16 protein-coding genes are annotated in these 16,766 nt (G+C 53.6%); 10 read left to right on the forward strand and 6 right to left on the reverse strand.

What is annotated here, in order from left to right; genetic code table 11:
• Positions 1–58: 58 nt before the first annotated feature.
• The 4 genes from QZ329_RS04870 (at position 59) to QZ329_RS04885 (ending at position 3,406) form a co-directional block, all read left to right on the forward strand.
• Positions 59–244, forward strand: coding sequence for a hypothetical protein (locus QZ329_RS04870; RefSeq protein ID WP_295748959.1), 186 nt, complete (start codon positions 59–61; stop codon positions 242–244).
• 194 nt (positions 245–438) lie between these two features.
• The gene (locus QZ329_RS04875) at positions 439–1,503 is read left to right on the forward strand and encodes a sigma-54 dependent transcriptional regulator (RefSeq protein WP_295748962.1); all 1,065 of its coding nucleotides are present in this window, start codon (positions 439–441) and stop codon (positions 1,501–1,503) included.
• 147 nt (positions 1,504–1,650) lie between these two features.
• Complete coding sequence (locus QZ329_RS04880; protein ID WP_295748965.1) at positions 1,651–2,451, forward strand: hypothetical protein; 801 nt, start codon at positions 1,651–1,653, stop codon at positions 2,449–2,451.
• The gene (locus tag QZ329_RS04885; protein WP_295748968.1) at positions 2,417–3,406 is read left to right on the forward strand and encodes a lipoate--protein ligase; all 990 of its coding nucleotides are present in this window, start codon (positions 2,417–2,419) and stop codon (positions 3,404–3,406) included. Before QZ329_RS04880 ends, QZ329_RS04885 begins: the two co-directional genes overlap by 35 nt.
• A gap of 86 nt (positions 3,407–3,492) precedes the next feature.
• Here QZ329_RS04885 and QZ329_RS04890 read toward each other — a convergent pair whose 3' ends face one another.
• On the reverse strand, positions 3,493–4,467 hold the full coding sequence (locus QZ329_RS04890) for a phosphotriesterase-related protein (protein ID WP_295748971.1): 975 nt from the start codon (positions 4,465–4,467) through the stop codon (positions 3,493–3,495).
• A 225-nt stretch (positions 4,468–4,692) separates the two neighbouring features.
• Between QZ329_RS04890 and QZ329_RS04895 the strand changes: the two genes are divergently transcribed.
• The gene (locus QZ329_RS04895) at positions 4,693–5,817 is read left to right on the forward strand and encodes an alcohol dehydrogenase catalytic domain-containing protein (RefSeq protein ID WP_295748974.1); all 1,125 of its coding nucleotides are present in this window, start codon (positions 4,693–4,695) and stop codon (positions 5,815–5,817) included.
• 58 nt (positions 5,818–5,875) lie between these two features.
• Complete coding sequence (locus QZ329_RS04900) at positions 5,876–7,237, forward strand: MFS transporter (RefSeq protein ID WP_295748977.1); 1,362 nt, start codon at positions 5,876–5,878, stop codon at positions 7,235–7,237.
• 133 nt (positions 7,238–7,370) lie between these two features.
• Here the strand turns inward: QZ329_RS04900 and QZ329_RS04905 are convergent, their stop codons facing one another.
• From QZ329_RS04905 to QZ329_RS04920, 4 genes are read right to left on the reverse strand one after another with little or no spacing between them, the layout of a single operon-like run.
• Entirely contained in the window at positions 7,371–8,621 is a 1,251-nt protein-coding gene (locus QZ329_RS04905) for a HAMP domain-containing sensor histidine kinase (protein ID WP_295748980.1), read from the reverse strand.
• Positions 8,618–9,292, reverse strand: coding sequence for a response regulator transcription factor (locus QZ329_RS04910; protein WP_295748983.1), 675 nt, complete (start codon positions 9,290–9,292; stop codon positions 8,618–8,620). The genes QZ329_RS04905 and QZ329_RS04910 overlap by 4 nt, the downstream gene beginning before the upstream one ends.
• A gap of 17 nt (positions 9,293–9,309) precedes the next feature.
• Positions 9,310–10,317, reverse strand: coding sequence for a trypsin-like peptidase domain-containing protein (locus tag QZ329_RS04915; RefSeq protein ID WP_295748985.1), 1,008 nt, complete (start codon positions 10,315–10,317; stop codon positions 9,310–9,312).
• Positions 10,318–10,370: 53 nt separating this feature from the next.
• Positions 10,371–10,871: a hypothetical protein gene (locus QZ329_RS04920; RefSeq protein ID WP_295748988.1), complete on the reverse strand. Its 501-nt coding sequence runs from the start codon at positions 10,869–10,871 to the stop codon at positions 10,371–10,373.
• A gap of 162 nt (positions 10,872–11,033) precedes the next feature.
• Here QZ329_RS04920 and QZ329_RS04925 point away from each other — a divergent pair, with 162 nt between their 5' ends.
• From QZ329_RS04925 to QZ329_RS04935, 3 genes are read left to right on the forward strand one after another with little or no spacing between them, the layout of a single operon-like run.
• Entirely contained in the window at positions 11,034–12,035 is a 1,002-nt protein-coding gene (locus QZ329_RS04925) for an ABC transporter ATP-binding protein (RefSeq protein WP_295748991.1), read from the forward strand.
• A complete protein-coding gene (locus QZ329_RS04930; protein WP_295748994.1) occupies positions 12,032–12,895 on the forward strand; it encodes an ABC transporter permease in 864 nt (287 codons plus the stop codon). Before QZ329_RS04925 ends, QZ329_RS04930 begins: the two co-directional genes overlap by 4 nt.
• Positions 12,895–15,219 carry a DUF4340 domain-containing protein gene (locus tag QZ329_RS04935; protein ID WP_295748997.1) on the forward strand — a complete coding sequence of 775 codons (2,325 nt, stop codon included), beginning with the start codon at positions 12,895–12,897 and terminating at the stop codon, positions 15,217–15,219. Before QZ329_RS04930 ends, QZ329_RS04935 begins: the two co-directional genes overlap by 1 nt.
• A gap of 181 nt (positions 15,220–15,400) precedes the next feature.
• Here QZ329_RS04935 and QZ329_RS04940 read toward each other — a convergent pair whose 3' ends face one another.
• Positions 15,401–15,772, reverse strand: a complete 372-nt coding sequence (locus tag QZ329_RS04940; RefSeq protein WP_295749000.1) for a helix-turn-helix transcriptional regulator — start codon at positions 15,770–15,772, stop codon at positions 15,401–15,403.
• 448 nt (positions 15,773–16,220) lie between these two features.
• On the opposite strand from QZ329_RS04940, the gene QZ329_RS04945 reads away from it, so the two are divergent.
• A complete protein-coding gene (locus QZ329_RS04945; RefSeq protein ID WP_295749003.1) occupies positions 16,221–16,706 on the forward strand; it encodes an ECF-type sigma factor in 486 nt (161 codons plus the stop codon).
• Positions 16,707–16,766 lie beyond the last annotated feature (60 nt).

Raw genomic sequence — 16,766 nt, forward strand, 5'->3', positions numbered from 1 at the left:
AAGCGTCCAAGCTATGCTATAATAAAAACGTAAAATTTGACGAAAAGAGGGGAGGGGAATGATCAATATGGATCTGCCAAATCTTACGCCGGAACAACGCACCTCTCTGCCCCACAGCGCCGCACTGGCCTCGCTGACCCATGTGCTGGACGCGCTGAACGCCATGGTTTTGGTCCTGGATTCGGAAACCCGCATACGTTTTTTAATCAGGCATACCTGGAAGCCTATGGCGGTCCATTCCTGAAAGCCGGTATTCCGGCTGAAAGCCTGCTGGACATGCCGATTCCAAGTACAGATGACGTCGGGCCTATCCTGCACACGATCAAAACAGGAAAAGAGCTTCGAAATCACTATTTTCATGAATTTGAAAACCATTATTCCGGCTTGGCCGATGTGCTTCCCATAGAAACCGACGTATTTTCCGGTGTCATTGTCATCATGCAGGAAACCAAGCGCCTTCGGGAGATGTCCCGCAAAATCGCCCATTATAAGCAGCTGGCCAGCAGCCTCAAGCAGGAGCTGGATTCCAAGGAACATCTGCTGCCCAGGTTTCGGAGTATTATTGGTTCCTCCGCCCCCTTTGTGAAGGTCCTGAAAATGGGGGCGCAGGTGGCCTCCGCAAAAAGCTCTGTCTGTATCCTGGGGGAGAGCGGCACCGGAAAAGAGGTTTTTGCCGAGGCGATCCATTATTCCAGCCCCTTTTCCGAAGGACCGCTTATCAAGGTAAACTGTGCCGCTATTCCGGAATCTCTGATGGAAAGCGAACTTTTTGGCTACGAAAAGGGTGCGTTTACCGGAGCCAGCGCCAATGGAAACCCTGGAAAATTTGAGCTGGCCAATAACGGCACCCTGTTTCTGGACGAGGTTGGCGAAATGCCGCTGTCCATGCAGGTCAAGCTCCTCCGGGTTCTTCAGGAACGGGAGGTCACCCGAGTGGGGGGAAAGAAGTCTATAAAGCTCAATTTTCGTTTGATTACAGCTACAAACCGGAATCTGGAGCAGATGGTAAAGGAGGGTGCTTTCCGGGAGGACTTATATTACCGCATCTGCATCATTCCGCTCCATCTTCCACCCCTGCGGGAACGGCGTTCCGACATTCCCCTTTTGGCCCAGGAGTTCCTGTCTACATTGGATATGCCCCAATGGAAGGAGCGGCGCTTTTCCGAGGAGGTACAGGAGCGGTTCATGAATTACAGCTGGCCCGGCAACATCCGGGAATTGAAGAACTGTGTGGAACGCATGGCGATCCTCTGCCCGGAGGAAGAAATCCACGCCGAATATCTCCCTGCGGCCGTCGCAAAGGCGGAAAAGTCCCTGCCCGGCGGGAACGCGGTCCCGGACCTCAGCCAGTTCAAGCTTCACGAAATTCTGAATAAAGTTGAGTGCGACGCGATCCGCTCTGTTCTCAGCATTACCGGCGGGAACAAAGCAAAGGCGATTGAAATACTGGGAATCTCCAAGCGAAATTTTTATTTAAAGCTGGATAAATACGGCCTGCGCTGACACAAAACCCGCTCGAAGGACGTCTTTGAGCGGGCTACTTTTTGCCCGGAGTATCCTTTTTAGCCCGTCTTTCCGTTCACAATTGCCGGATGTCTTCCAAATGAACTGGCATGAAATTTGCTTTAATATCCAAACAGGAGGAGATACATGATGAACACCTGTATTTTTCATTCTGTCAATTCCGGGCTGTATCTCACAGACGGCGTAAACGGACTTTTGGTGGACGGCGTCCACGATGGGCCAGAGCAGGGATTTTCGCCCATGCCCGCCTTCTTAAAGCGGCAGCTTGCGGAGCACACCGGACTGTTCGCCCATGTGAACAGTGCGCTGTTTACCCATCTGCACAAAGACCACTATCAAAAAGACGGGGTTGCGGAGCTGCTGCGGACCCTTTGGCCTCCCAAGATATATGGCCCCAGCATGCCGGAGACCTCCGCCGCCGTCCAGCCTCTTCAAAGCGGCGTCTACTGGGTCCATCTGCCGGGCATTCAGGCGTTTGCGGTGGATACGGTCCATGATGGGGCACAGTACCGGACAGACCCACATCAGTCTTACTTTGTTTCCATAGGGGGAGAAACCTTTTTCTTTGCCGGAGACGCGGCCTTGTCGCCAGAGGACGCCGACGTCTTCTCAGACATCCGCACCAGGGGACTCACAGCGGGCTTTTTCAATCTTTACCAGCTGGCCTCTCCTCAAGGGCAGGCTTTTATCCGCTGCTTGAAGCCGGAACGGGTTTTTCTGATCCACCTGCCTTTCCGGGAGGATGACCGCTACCATTACCGCAGTCTGGCGAGGCAAATCGCAAAGAATCTGCCGGGAGATATACCGAAGGCGGAAATCCTGCCGCATATGTCCTGGATCGACGAAAAATCTGCGCCTTATTGGAATACAACTGGAAAGGAGAAGCAAATAAATGAAGATGCGTTTTTTAGAATCGCCCAGCAATGATCCCTATTTCAACCTGGCACTGGAGGAATACGTTTTCGAGCATCTGGATCGGAGCTATTCCTATTTCATGCTGTGGCAGAATTTCAACACCATTGTAGTGGGAAAATATCAGAACACAGCAGAGGAGATCAACCAGAGCTTCGTAGATGAGCACGGTATCCGAGTGGTACGGCGGCTCTCCGGCGGCGGGGCCGTTTTCCACGACCGGGGAAATTTGAACTTTACCTTCATCGTCGATCAGGGGAGTAATCCGGATTTTAACTTCAAGGTATTTGTGGAGCCGGTGGTACAGGCCCTGGATCGGTTTGGTATTCATGCGGAGTTCAATGGCAGAAACGACATCACCATTGATGGGATGAAGTTCTCCGGAAATTCCCAGTACACCCGCCATGGCCGCCTGCTGCACCATGGCTGCATCATGCTGGATTCCAACCTGACCAATGTGGCGGACGCACTGAAGGTCAAGGACGCCAAATTTGATTCCAAGGCCGTCAAATCTGTGCGCAGCCGGGTCACCACCATCAACTCCCACGCCTCCGTCCCTATCTCTATGGAGGATTTCAAGCGGGCTCTGACGGAATGCGCCATGGACAGCGGTGAGCTGGAACCCTATACGCTGACAGAGAAGGACCTGGAGGCCGTCCGGCAGCTCCGGGAGCAGAAGTACTCCACCTGGGAGTGGAACTATGGGCAGTCTCCCGCCTATGATATGCGCAAGGAAATGAAGTTCCCGGCAGGCTTGATTACCGCCTGCCTGAGCGCGGAGGCTGGAAAAATCAAGGCGCTCCGTTTCTATGGCGATTTCTTTGGAAACGGCGATCTGGAGGAACTGGAACAGGCTATGGTTGGACTGCCTTTGGACGAACACTTGGAGTCCGCTCTCGAACCCCTGCATGTGGAGCGATACATCAGCGGCATCACCGCCGGAGAGTTGGCTCGTCTGCTGCGGTATTAAGCAGGATATCCCCCCTCCCCACAGAACAAGACCCTCTCCAGCGTCCTATCTTTGAGGAACGCTGGAGAGGGTTTTGCCTTGCTTATTTAAGCGCCAAACAATTTCTGGGGATTGTCCGATACCATCGCTTCCACTGCCTTTTCACTGAGCCCCATCTCCTGGAGCCTGGGGAGAATGTCCTCAAACACATGGGTCCAATTCCAACGAGCCAAATCCTTTGCGTCCTGCTCCGAATAGACCCAGGGAGCTCCCAGCATGCGGATGATGCTGTCATGAGAGAGAATCAGCCTGTCTCCGTAGCCGCTGCCCGCCAGCCCCACGATTTCTGCCAGGCGGCGGCTCTCCGGCAGGGCTCCGGTAAAACCCTGAATGCCCAGACGGTCAAAGCCGCCGTAGACGCCCTGCTCGAAGATGTTCAGAAGTTCGTGCATATCTGTGCAGTTGTCCAGATGCCCGATCATAATGTGTTCCGGTTTCGCGCCGTAAGCAATCAGACGGCGGGCCTGCTCCGCACCCATTGTGCCGCCCTGGGTATGGGTGATGATACGAGTCCCGGTTTCCGCAGACACCTGACCCGCCGCCCGGAGAAACAAGTCCTCATATTCCGTGATTTGTCCCGCGCTGGTGGCTACCTTGATAACTCCGGTCCGGATGCCGGTATCCCCCACGCCCTGAAGAATTTCCTGGCGCATCATTTCGTAGATTTCCTCTGCCGCGTTTCCGTAAGACATACGGAATTTGAAGTACGCAGGCGCACCTTCCCCCTCGTAGTAATAGCCGGAGCTGGCTACGATGTACACGCCGGTCCGCTCCGACACGGCTTTCAGAAAATCCACTTTCCGTCCGCAGTCAGCCGGAGTGGCGTCGATCACTGTTTGCAGCCCGCAGCGATCCTTGGCATCCAGCAGAACGGCGGCGGCCTGCTCCAGAGTTTCTTCCCAACGGAATGGAGCTCCGCCTTCCCAGCCGGGATAGCCGAAAAGCACATGCTGGTGGGACAGGCACCGCCCCAGTTGATTCGCCGGAACGGGGCCGGTCACGGTTTGAACAGATAGGGCCATAGAATATCCTCCTCATAATTGTAATGTTAGGATATAAAAGCAAATTTCGTGCCAGCAGTTTTCGAAAAGCGACGCCGAAAATCCGTCTAAAAAGGAGACTGTGTGCTTTTTTGATACCCAATTCTTGGAATACGCAGGCAAATTCACGGCGAAGAGATGGCACAAAACTTGCTTAATAATATTTCAATTCGCTTACCCGCGAAAATAAAAGGGAGGTACTTAGCAATGGAAGGAACAATGCGCGCGTGGATTTTCACTGCCCCTGGAAAGATGGAAATGCGGGAGGTTCCAATCCCCAAGATCGGCCCCAAGGATATCCTGTTTAAGGTGTCCTACGCGGCGGTGTGCGGCTCAGACCTGCACGCCTTCGATCATGGCATGGCGGTCCAGCACTGGCCTATCACCCTTGGCCATGAGTTCACCGGCTATGTGGTCGAAGCCGGCAGTGAGGTCAAGGACATCCCTGTTGGGACGCGCTTTATGGGCACCAACATCCAATGGTGCGGCGAGTGCCCGGCCTGTAAGTCCGGCAATGTGTTCAGCTGCCCCGACGTGACGAAAAACGGCCTGGGTTTCGGCGTGGACGGAGTGTTCGCCGAGTACAGCGTTCTGCACAACGCCATGCTGAATGTCAGCGTCTATCCTTTGCCGGATAATGTAAATGATCTGGTGGGCGCTACCTGCGAACCCATGTGTGTTGGAGCGGGCATGGCCGATGCCCTGGACGTGCAGGACGGGGATCATGTGGTGGTCTATGGCGCGGGAATCATCGGGCATGGCATTGTCCAGGCCATTAAGGCCAGGAACCATTGTGAGGTGGCGCTCGTCAACCGGTCCACCTTCCGGTTGAGCCTTGGCAAGGAAAGCGGAGCTGATTACGTCATCAGCCCCACGGCGGACAAGCCCGCTATCGACACAATCCGTGAGATTTGGGGTCCCTCCGAATACCCCTATCACTACGGCAAGGACAGCGAAGCCTGTAATGTGGACATTGTGGTAGAGTGTACCGGAAGCCCCGCCATCGTGGCTGAGTGCTTCCACGTCGTGCGCCAGGGAGGAAAGGTCAGTCTGGTGGCAAGCTATACCGACGATGCCCGGAGTACTATCGCGCCGGCGGATCTCTTCTATAAGAGCATCAAGCTGGTGGACGGTCTGTGCGGCAATTTCGGGAAGTCTGTGCAGCTCATGAGTGAGGGCAAATTCAAAACCACTCATCTGATCACTCAGGTCTTCCCCCTGGAGCAGCTGCCCGAGGCCATCACGGCAGCGAAGAAAACCTCCAACAGCTGCAAAGTCTGTGTGAAGGTGGACCCCAACGCCCCGGATTATCCTTACAACAAGCAGGATTAAATTGTGTGAACAGCCGCCCTGCCGGATGGCAGGGCGGCATGAAAAGGGAGGGATATTTATGCCTGGCACAATAAGCAAATCTCGCCGGATGATTGCCTACACAGGCGTTTTGATCATCAATTTCATGGCAATGTACCTGATTTCCAGCGTAGGCGTCTATAGCTATACCGTCGCGGGCGTATTCAACAGTCTATCCTCGGTCAGCATGATTTTCACACTGGAGTGTGTGGCTCGGGGCGTCACGATTTCCGTCGGCGGAAAGATCGGCGACAAGGTCGGACACAAAAAGCTCTTTATCTTTGCGGTGGCCCTTTACATAGTTTGCTATGGCGTTGCTGCTTTTGCCACCAGTTTTTGGATGTTCACGATTGCCCGTATGATATCCGGCTTGGCCTGGGGCTTGTTCATGATGAACGGGTTCGTTCTGCTCTCGGCAATTTTCGGGCAGACGGACGCCCCCAAGTATTCCGGTTACAATCAGTCCCTCACAACAGCGGCCATGATTTTGGCCGCGCCGATTGCCGGCGTTGTATGCGGAATCAATTGGCGAATCCAATTCTACGTGGCAGTCATTCTGCTGCTGTTCGGCCTGGCGTGCTGTGTTTATGGTATCCCGGACATTCCTCCCGCAGCCGGCAAAAACGCTAAGATGGATGTCTTAGGCGTAATTTTCATAGCGGTTACTCTGGTCCCTTTTTCTCTCGCTATGAACTGGGGAAGCTCTTACGGCTGGACAAGCCCCTTGATTTTGGCACTGGCAGCTGTGTCTCTCGTTGGTCTCTTCGTTTTAATCTTTGCCGAGCGGAGAGCGGCAGATCCGGTTATTCCAATCAAGTTATTTAAAAACCGCTTTTATGTCTGTATTCTGCTTCTGATGTTCTTTTATTCCGTGGTAAACGGCGCTGGAAATTACGGCCCCGCCTACGCTCAAGAGGCGCTGGGAGCCAGCAGCCAAATTGCCGGCCTGATCAATGTTCCAGGCATGATTACGGCAGTCATTCTAACCACGGTCTTTGGGAACTATGCGTCCAAGACAGGCAGATATAAAGTCATGGTCATGATCTGGGCCGCAGGCGCGGTGATTGGCGGCGCTCTCTGGGCGCTGATGGGAGCTGCTCCCACATCTTCTATGGGTCTTTTGCTGCTGTTCGCCGGAGCGTTTCCCCTGGCTACGGTCAACAGCGTTAACCAGATTGCGCCCTATACCTATCCCATGACCATTTTGCAGCCCCAGGACCTTGCTGCCGGGCTTGCCTTTATGGGACTGGCCGGGGCACTGGGCTCCACCATCGCCGGCGGAATCTGCGCCGCGCTGATGAATGGTGCAGGCGGCCTCGCCGCTGTCTTCAAGGTTCCCCTTGTATGCGCGGCTGTCATGCTGGTGTGTGCGGTTCTTTTCAAAGACAGCAGAAAACAGTAATCCCGCCAGAGCAGAGCTGGGAGAACGATCTCCTGTTTCCAGCCGCACAGATTGCCGCTTATTTTTCTATCAGCACATACGGCAACGGGTTCAATAGCATCCCATGACGTGGCATCCTTATCTGGATGCCACGTCATTGATTCAGAGGCGCTTTCTGAACCTGCGGGAATACCGCTGAAAATGTGATGATTCCTTTTGTGTAGTAATTGGTCAGCCGTCCCCCATGGCGGGTAACAATGGCCCTGGCCGTGGACAGGCCGATCCCGTATCCCCCGGTAGATCTGGCACGGGAGGAATCTGCCCGGTAGAATCGGTCAAAGTAGCGTGGCAGCTGCGCGGCATTCAATCCTGCACATGGATTGGAAACCGAAATCCGGACGGTCCGGCCCCGCCGCGATATGGACAGCCGGATCGTCCCGCCTGCGTCACAGTATTTGACTGCATTATCCAGAAGGATGGAAAAGAGACGGAACAAGTCATCCTGTACGCCTCGCAGCTCCACTTCGGTGGCAACTTCCGCCGCCAGCAATTTTCCCTCAGCCTCCGCTAAGGGCTGAAACGCTTCTGCGCTGGCTATGGCAATGTCGGTAAGAGAGAACACCTCCGCAGTCCCCTCTTTGATGGTCTCCTCCGTGCGGGCCAGCTCCACTAAATTTTTAATCAGCTTATCCAGCCGGGCAATCTGCGTCCGGGCGCTCTCCAGCCATTGGTTTTCCCCGCAGGAATCCGACAGCAGATCCATGTCCGCCGACAGAATGGAAAGGGGAGTTTTCAGTTCATGGGAAGCGTCGGTCACAAATTGCCGCTGCCGCTCCAGGTTTTGGACAAAGGGACGAATGGCACGTTTGGAGAGAACCAGAAGCAGAAAAAATACCGTTAGCGCACATACCAAAAAGACAATTGCGATAATGCGGAGGGTATTGTTTGCCGCCTGAAGCAGCAGGAAGCAGTCCAGGACAATCAGCGTGCTGCCTCCGCTCTCATTTGGGAATACTCCGAAGCGGTAATAGTCCACATAGCCTTTGCCGGCTCCGGACTCGATCACTTTGCTGATTGTTTCTGTAACAGATTGGCGGTCAAAAGCCGCAATATGCTCCAAATCTACGGACTTCACTTCCCGCCGCGCGGTGAGCTCCACAAGGAAATAGCGGGTCTCAAAGGCCGTTTCCGGTGTAACCTGAAACTCAAAGTCAGAAGGATCAAACCGCACGCCGGATGGAAGAAAGGTCCCGCCATTTTGATACAACAGCGAAATAGCCCAGTCCGCCCGCCGGGTGGTGATCCAGTGGGTCCCCGCGCCGATGGAGACGCAGAGAACCGTCATGGTCCCCAGAAGGGATGCCATGGCAATGGCGATAAATTTTTTGCGGAGCGAACGGATCATGGGATTTCCTCCAGCAGATATCCCTGCCCCCGCCGGAGGGAAATACGGACATTGGCCCCAGCCGACTCCAGTTTCCGCCGGAGGTAGGAAATATAGGCCCAGACCACGTTAATCTCCGCCTCGCTGTCATAACCCCAGATATGGTCCATGAACTGCTCTGTGGAGATGGGCCGTCCCGTCTGCCGCATGAGCAGCTCCAGCATCTGAAATTCCTTGTTCCCCAAACGGACGCAGGCGGTCCCGCATTTCAGCTCAAAGGTGGAGCGGTTCAGTGTGACGTTTCCCGACGTCAGCACGCCAGGGGTGTACTCGCCGCCCCGGCGGGTCAGGGCCCGGACACGGGCAATCAGCTCCCGGCTGTCAAAGGGTTTGGGAAGATAGTCGTCCGCCCCGCTCTCAAGCCCGACCACCCGGTCCTCCACCTGACTCTTCGCCGTCAGCAGTAGCGCCGGCGTCACCACATTCCGTGCCCGAAGGGAACGCAGGACCTGAATGCCGTCCAGTTTTGGCATCATGATATCCAGAATCAGACCGTCATAGTTTTCCGCCAAAGCGTAATCCATTGCGTCCTGCCCATTGTGAACCACATCGGCAGAATAGTGCTCCCGTCTTAGAAGAGCTTCCAGCACCATGGTCATCTCCGGCTCGTCATCCGCAATCAAGATTCGCATGAAAGCACCTCCTGCCGTCACATTGGCTTTTCCTCGGTAAGCTTGACGCTCACGGAGAGTTCCTGTCCTCCGCGGGATACGGTTACTTTGACTGTATCGCCTGCGCTGTGCCGGTTCAGTACCGTGGAAATATCCGCGGATTCGCTGATGGCTGTTCCGTCGATTTGAATGATACGGTCCCCTGCCTTTAAGCCGTTGTCTTCAAAGGTCTGCGCGATATACAGGCCAGGCTTGTCAAAATATGTCCGCCAGCCCATAGTTGGCCTGGATATCCTGGTCACTGCGATCCCCAGCTGAGGCCGTCCGGTGACATAACCGTGCCGGATCAGCTCCTGCGCAACCTCCCGCACGGTATTGGAGGGAATGGCGAAGGCAAGGCCCTCAATGCCGCTTCCGGCGGACTTGGAATTTACCACGCCCACCAGTTCCCCCTCCAAATCGAACAGGCCGCCTCCCGAATTGCCCGGATTGACCGCCGCCGTGGTTTGCAGCAATGTCATGGGCTGTCCGTCTATGGTGATCTCCCGGTCCCTGGCGCTGATGATGCCCTCCGTCACGGTTCCTCCCAGTTCCCCCAGTGGGTTGCCGATGGCAATCACGAAGTCGCCCACCCGCGCCTTGGATGAGTCCGACAGCTTTGCGGGCGTCAATCCCGCCGCTTCGATTTTCAGCACGGCCAGATCCGTCTTGGAGTCTGTGCCAACCAGCGCGGCATCGTAAGCGTCCCCGCCATTCAGGCGGACCCGGACGGCGCTGGCTCCGTCAATGACGTGGTGGTTGGTGACGATGTACCCGTCCGCCGTCAGGACTACGCCGCTTCCCGCGCCCTCCGTGACGTATTCCTGATAGAACGGGCTGACCTGTTTGGTTTCCGTAAAGACCTCGACGACGCTGGGCGCGGCCTTGTACACCGTGTCCGCCAAATCGATCACAACAAGGGATGCGGCGGATGCGGCGGTAGAAAACAGATGGATGCACAGCGCCATTACGCAGAGGACTGTCAGCATGTGTCTGCATGGTTTCATAAAATTCGTTCCTTTCTCTGCTTATATTTGTTTATTTACCCATAGAGATTTCCTTAAGGCTCCGTCTCTGCCTGGCCTGTATGGATTGGATGAAACTGCGTCAACCACAAACCGCATTGAAGCGAGCCGTTTTCTGTAAGAGAAAAGGACAGCGGAATCACATCCGTATCTTTCCGCAGCATGATATGACCGGCGCCGTCTTCCCCTGTTACAGCGTCGATCACAGAGCCTTCCGAAAGGAAGAGCACCGTCTCCCCTAATTGCTGATTTTGTTGGTCAAATACGGTCAGCAGGAACGCGCCGCGCCGGGGCAAACCGGAAATCTGCAATTCTCCGCTGCTGTCCAGCCGGTAATCCGTATCGGTTTTCCCAAAAGACAAATGCACGGTATCACCGCAGAGGACAGGTCCATCCTCCCAGGAAAAACCAGCCATGATCGTAAGCGCGTTTTCTTTATCCGGCGGCCTGTCTCCTTTCACATGGAGAAAGCCTCTGAAAAAGAACAGCAGGACAACAACGATTGAGGCGGCGGCACATGTTTTTCGGACGGTCATTTCTTCACCTCCCCGCCCTGGGTAATCTCTCTTTCCAAAAGTATAATGCCGCAACTCAAAAGGAACTTAAAAAATTGGATGGATGTGAAAATTTTTCTTTTAACTCGGTTTTAAGTACCCGGTTTATAATGGCCCTATCAAAACAAGAAGGAGGGGTCATTCTTGATAGAAATCGAGCATTTGACCAAGCGATATGGGGACCATACAGCGGTTTCCGATTTGAGCTTCACCGTAGACAGCGGCCAAATCTACGGCTTTCTCGGACCGAACGGAGCGGGAAAGTCCACCACTATGAATATCATGACCGGATGCCTATCTGCTACGGAGGGTTCGGTCCGCATTGACGGCCACGACATTTTCGAGGAACCGGAACAGGCCAAGCGGCTGATTGGCTATCTCCCGGAGCAGCCCCCGCTTTACATGAGCGAGACGCCGGAGGAATATCTGCGGTTTGTGGGTGAGGCCAAGGGGCTGCGGGGTGCGGAGCTGACCCGCCAGATCGGGGAAGTGATCCGGCAAACGAAACTTTCGGATGTAAAACATCGCCGCATTTCTACCCTCTCCAAAGGCTATAAGCAGCGGGTAGGCATCGCTCAAGCCCTGCTGGGCAATCCCAGGGTCATCATTCTGGACGAGCCCACCGTGGGGCTGGACCCCATTCAAATCATTGAGATACGGGATCTCATCAAAGAGCTGGGACAAACCCATACCTTTATTTTCAGCTCTCACATTCTCTCTGAGGTACAGACTATCTGCGACCAGATCATCATGATCGCCAAAGGAAAGCTGGCTGCCTTTGGCACGCCGGAAAATTTGGAGCAGCATCTGCTGGCCCCCAACGAGGTGCGCCTGATCGCGGATGCCGCTGCCGGCGAGGTGCGGGAGCTTTTGGGCGGAGTGGAACACATCACCGGCCTGACGCTGGAGGAGACGGATTCCGGCCTTACGGCGGTCCGCATCAAAACGGATCTCAGCGACGTCTATGCCCTCTCCCGCGCGGTGTTCTCCGCCTTTGCCGCCAGTGGAAAGGCTCTGCTGGAACTGACGGTAAAAAAAGCCAGCCTGGAGGACATCTTCCTGGAGTTGGCTGAAAACGAGAATACCGAACCAGCATCCCTCGCTTTTGAGGAGGGGACTGCGGAAAGCGAGGTGACACAGGAATGATCGCGGTATTAAAGCATGAGCTGAAAAGCTACTTCCACACCTTGACAGCCTATGTATTCGGCGCGGGACTGCTTCTGGCGGTGGGACTCGGCGCCCTGCGGTATAATCTCCAGGCGGCGGTGAGCAACTTTGAATATGCCCTCAGCTATTTCAGCATTGTTCTCGCCGTGATTGTCCCCATCCTGACCATGCGGGTCATCGCGGAGGAGCGAAAGCAGAGGACCGATCAGCTTCTGTACGCGCTCCCCATCACCACTGCGCAGGTCATTGCGGGCAAGTATCTGGCACTGCTGACAGTTTACCTGATTCCATTGTGTATCATCGCGGTTTATCCACTGATCTTCTCCCGATTTGGAGACGTGTATCTGCTGACATCCTACGGCTCCATCCTGGCGTTCTTCCTTATGGGCGCGGCGCTGATTGCCCTTGGGGTGTTCATCTCCTCCCTGACGGACAATCAGGGCTTCGCCGCCGGAATCAGCATTGCCGTGATTCTGCTGAACTATTACAGCGTCAGCCTGTCGGAGTATGTCTCCACGACCGCTTTCGGTTCTATGGCCGCTCTGTGCGTACTTATCCTTGCTCTGGGAGCGGTTATCAAGTATCTGACCAAACATGAAAATCTGGCCTATGCCGTCTGCTTTGTCCTGATTGCGGCCATCGCGGTTGCTGGATTCACGGATAACACAAGGTTCGAGGGGCTTCTGCCTGCCGTGATGACCAAACTATCCCTCTTTGACCGCTTTACCGGGTTTGTCAACGGCGTATTCGATCTGACCGCTGTGGTCTACTACGCCAGCGTGGTTGTGCTCTTCCTGTTCCTGTCCGTCCAGTCGCTGGAGAAACGGAGGTACAACTGATGAAAAACCGAAACGCTTTTCGCGGCGGAGCTTATGCGTTGGCGATCTCCACGGTGGTGCTGGCCATTCTGATTGTGGTGAACATATTTGCCTCCTCTCTTCCGTCTTCCGCCACCAGGTATGACATCAGTGCCTCCAAGCTCTACTCCATCACCAGCAATACCAAGGTGGTGGTCAATGCTTTGGAGCAGGATGTGACCATCTACTGGATCGTGCAGTCCGGTGAGGAGAACGAGGTGGTTGAAAATCTGTTAAGCAAGTACGACAGCCTCTCCGCCCGCGTTACCGTGGTGAAAAAGAACCCCGATGTCTACCCCACCTTTGCCGGGCAATACACAGATGAAGCAGTCCAAAACAACAGCCTCATTGTGGAATGCGGCGAACGCAGCCGTTTCATCAGCTATGGCGACATCTTCGTGCAGGAGCCGGATATTTACTCCTACTCCTACAACACTTCCTTTGACGGCGAGGGGGCTATCACCTCCGCCATCGACTATGTAACCACCGAGGAACTGCCCCAAATCTACATCCTGGAGGGTCACGGGGAGGCTGATCTTCCAGCCTCCTTCCAGGAGCAGATCGAGAAGGAAAACATGGAGGTCAAGCCTCTCTCCCTCCTGACAGTGGACGATATCCCGGAGGATGCAGACTGCGTCATGATCTATGCGCCGTCCAGCGACATCTCCCAGGAGGAAAAGGAACTGCTGGAACATTACGCGGCGGAAGGCGGCAAGCTGTTTGTGGCGGCCGGCCCGGTGCAGGACGGCATCCTGGAAAACCTCTACAGCCTTCTGGCTGACTATGGTGTGCGTGCCAACGAAGGCGTGGTGGTGGAGCCGGATCGGGAGCACTATTCCTTCCAGGGCCCCCTGTCCCTGTTACCCGCCATGAACAGCCATGCCATCACAGATTCCCTGATGGAAGAGAACTATTACCCAACCATGCCGGTTTCTCTTGGCCTGACAGTTCCCGAGGACTCCGAAGGCGTTGTGGTCCTTTTGACTACTTCCGATACTGCGTTCAGCAAGCTGGAGGGCTACGCCATGACAGATTATGAGAAAGAGGAGGGAGATATTGATGGTCCCTTCGCCTTGGCTGTCTCCATCGACACCGCTGGAGCGGGCCGGATTGTCTGGTTTACATCGTCTCATTTCCTGAATGATATGCACAACGCCGTCTCCTCCGGGGCCAATGCCAATCTGGGGATGCTGGAGCAGTTTGAAGCCCTCGGCGCGGCCTTCATCATTGAAGACGTGGAGGACTTTGGCCAATATGGGCTGGACAATCCGGTTTGTACGGTCAGCCTGACCACAGCGGACCGGTCCTTCGAGATCAGGCTGGGGGATTACAGCAAAATGGACTCCCAGCGGTATATCTCCATCGGGGACGGCAATGTGTACTTAGTCAAACACGACCCCTTGGACGAGTTCTCCGCCAAGCTCAGTGCGGTTATTGACCACGATCAGATCCCCGCGTTCGGGCAAGTGACCCGGATTCAATTCTCCGGCAGCGAACATTATACGGTGACGTATCAGGAGGAAAGTCCTGACACCTATTGCGGCGAAGATGTCTATTTCACCCAAATAAACGGGAAGACGGCACCTCTGGACACAGAGCTGGTAAAGGGCTATTTGCGGCGCATTTCCAATCTGACCCTGACCGATTACGTTTCTTACAACGCAACAGACGAGGAGCTCCGCACATATGGCCTGGACCAGCCGGAGCTAACGGTCACAGTAGAGTATACGCCGGATGAAGAAAACAGCAGGGAAACCTCTTTTATCCTCCACATCAGCCGCGATCCTGCAACGGAGCCGGGAAATGACTCAGAAGATGAGGAATACTCCGCCTATGTGCGGGTAGGCGAGTCCCGGATTCTTTATCAAATCTCCTCAGACCGATATGAAACTCTGATGGACGCGTCCTATAATACCCTGCGGCATCAAGAGCTTCTCACCGCTGATTTTGCGGACATCCGCCAGATCGATGTCTCTTTGGAGGGAAGCCAGTATACCTTCACGCCCAAGAGCAAGGGCAATGAAATTTCCTGGTTCTATCAGAACGAGGAATTGGAAACCATCGATTTCCCGGACGCGCTGGCAGCCTTGACTGCGGAGGAGTTTACCAGTGAGCGGCCTGCGCAGAAGGAGGAAATCCGCTTAACGGTTCTCCTGGAGAACGCGCGGTTCCCGGAGGTGGAGATTGCGCTGTACCGCTATGACGGCGCCTGCTGTCTCGCGGAGTTGGACGGTGAGAGCATCGCTTTGGTAGCGCGGGAAAGCGTCGTTGATTTGATTGAGGCGATCCGTTCCATTGTCCTATGATTGACGGGCAAAGTAAATCAGAGGCAGCTCCTGCATACACAGAACCTGTTCACATGGAAACAGCAATCTTATACAGCAGAATAACAAAGTTGGGAAGATATCTTGCTGATTTAATAGCGCAAGACCCTCTAGCCATTCAAAAATTATTCATATAAACACAAAGGCGGTAATCATTGAGAAATCACTCAATGATTACCGCCTCTGCTTTTTTATAAGAAAGATCATCCTGTTGGCTTTCCAGTGCAGCTCTTAATGTCGCCTTTACGATTTTTATAGAACGTTTATCGCAACCGTAAAGCATATGAACGATTTCCTCCACTTCGGGGTCTCGAATCGCTCTTTCAGGGTAAAAGATGGAATCTGCTGGAATAGACAGCACTCTGATCAGTCTACAAAGGACCTCAAAACTTGGCCTTTTTCCTTCATTTTCAATTCGATAGAGATAGCGCTCAGTGATATCCGCCCGCTCTGCCACTGTTTCTATAGTCAGCTCTGCGCGAAGGCGAGCAGCTTTTGCTATTTCGCCAAATAATTCAGGATATCTCTGTACCATCGGTTCACCTCCCTCTATATAGTAACAATTTGTCGTGTGTTGATAATGGCATAACAGTTCAAATATTAAGAACTAATAATTCATAAAACAAAAATTATACATTAAGTGCTGAAATCTAATGGTTTTGACTCGTTTTCCAAGGAGGGGTTTTAATTGTTGTCAATGAGAAAACATAGCTTCAACATGCAAAAGACTTAATCATTAAAATCGCATGGCTCCGGAAATAGGCATCATAAAAATCTATACCGAAGCCATCGAAGATGATTCGTTTTATACTGAACTTTCAGGCCACCTTTTATATGAATTAGAAAAAACTGAGCATATATGGCACTCTTTTTTGCCATATTTGCTCAGTTTTTCTTGCCGTAAAATCTGGCTGCCATATATAGCGAAATACCCATGATCACAGTCTCAGACCCCCAAAAATCTGAGATTGGAGATTATGCAGATGCAAAAATGGCAAGAAAACCGAAATTATCGGCGCATTAAAGACGAAAATGGCAATGTTATTGCCAATATCATCACAGTTGATGGCGTAGATGTGGAGGTTACAGAAGAAGTGTTCCTCGCCTATTCTCAAATGGACCGCCGGGAACGGTATCTGGATGAGCAGCAAGAAGAACACCCGCAGGTTTCTTTGGAACTGTTAAGCGCCTATGACGTTCCCATCAATCTTTATACGCAGCGGCACGAAATTTCCGCCGAGGATTCCGTCATACAGCGGGAAGAACATGCGGAGGTTATCGTACATAAGGAGCGCCTTGTCTCTGTACTGAGTTCGTTGAGCACAGAGGAACAGGAACTCATTCAAGCCCTCTTTTTTGATGGCGAGTCTGTCCGGGAATACGCTAAAAAGCTCGGCGTTTACCACCGGACAATTATTTATCGCCGAGACAAGCTGCTGGAAAAACTGCGCAAGAAAATATTTTCTTAAAAAAGTTTTATCCACCTCGCTGTTTTTTCGGGATAGGAGTGAGAGGGAAATACCATAACG

This window comes from uncultured Oscillibacter sp. (genome assembly GCF_910579365.1).
Classification (GTDB): domain Bacteria; phylum Bacillota; class Clostridia; order Oscillospirales; family Oscillospiraceae; genus Oscillibacter.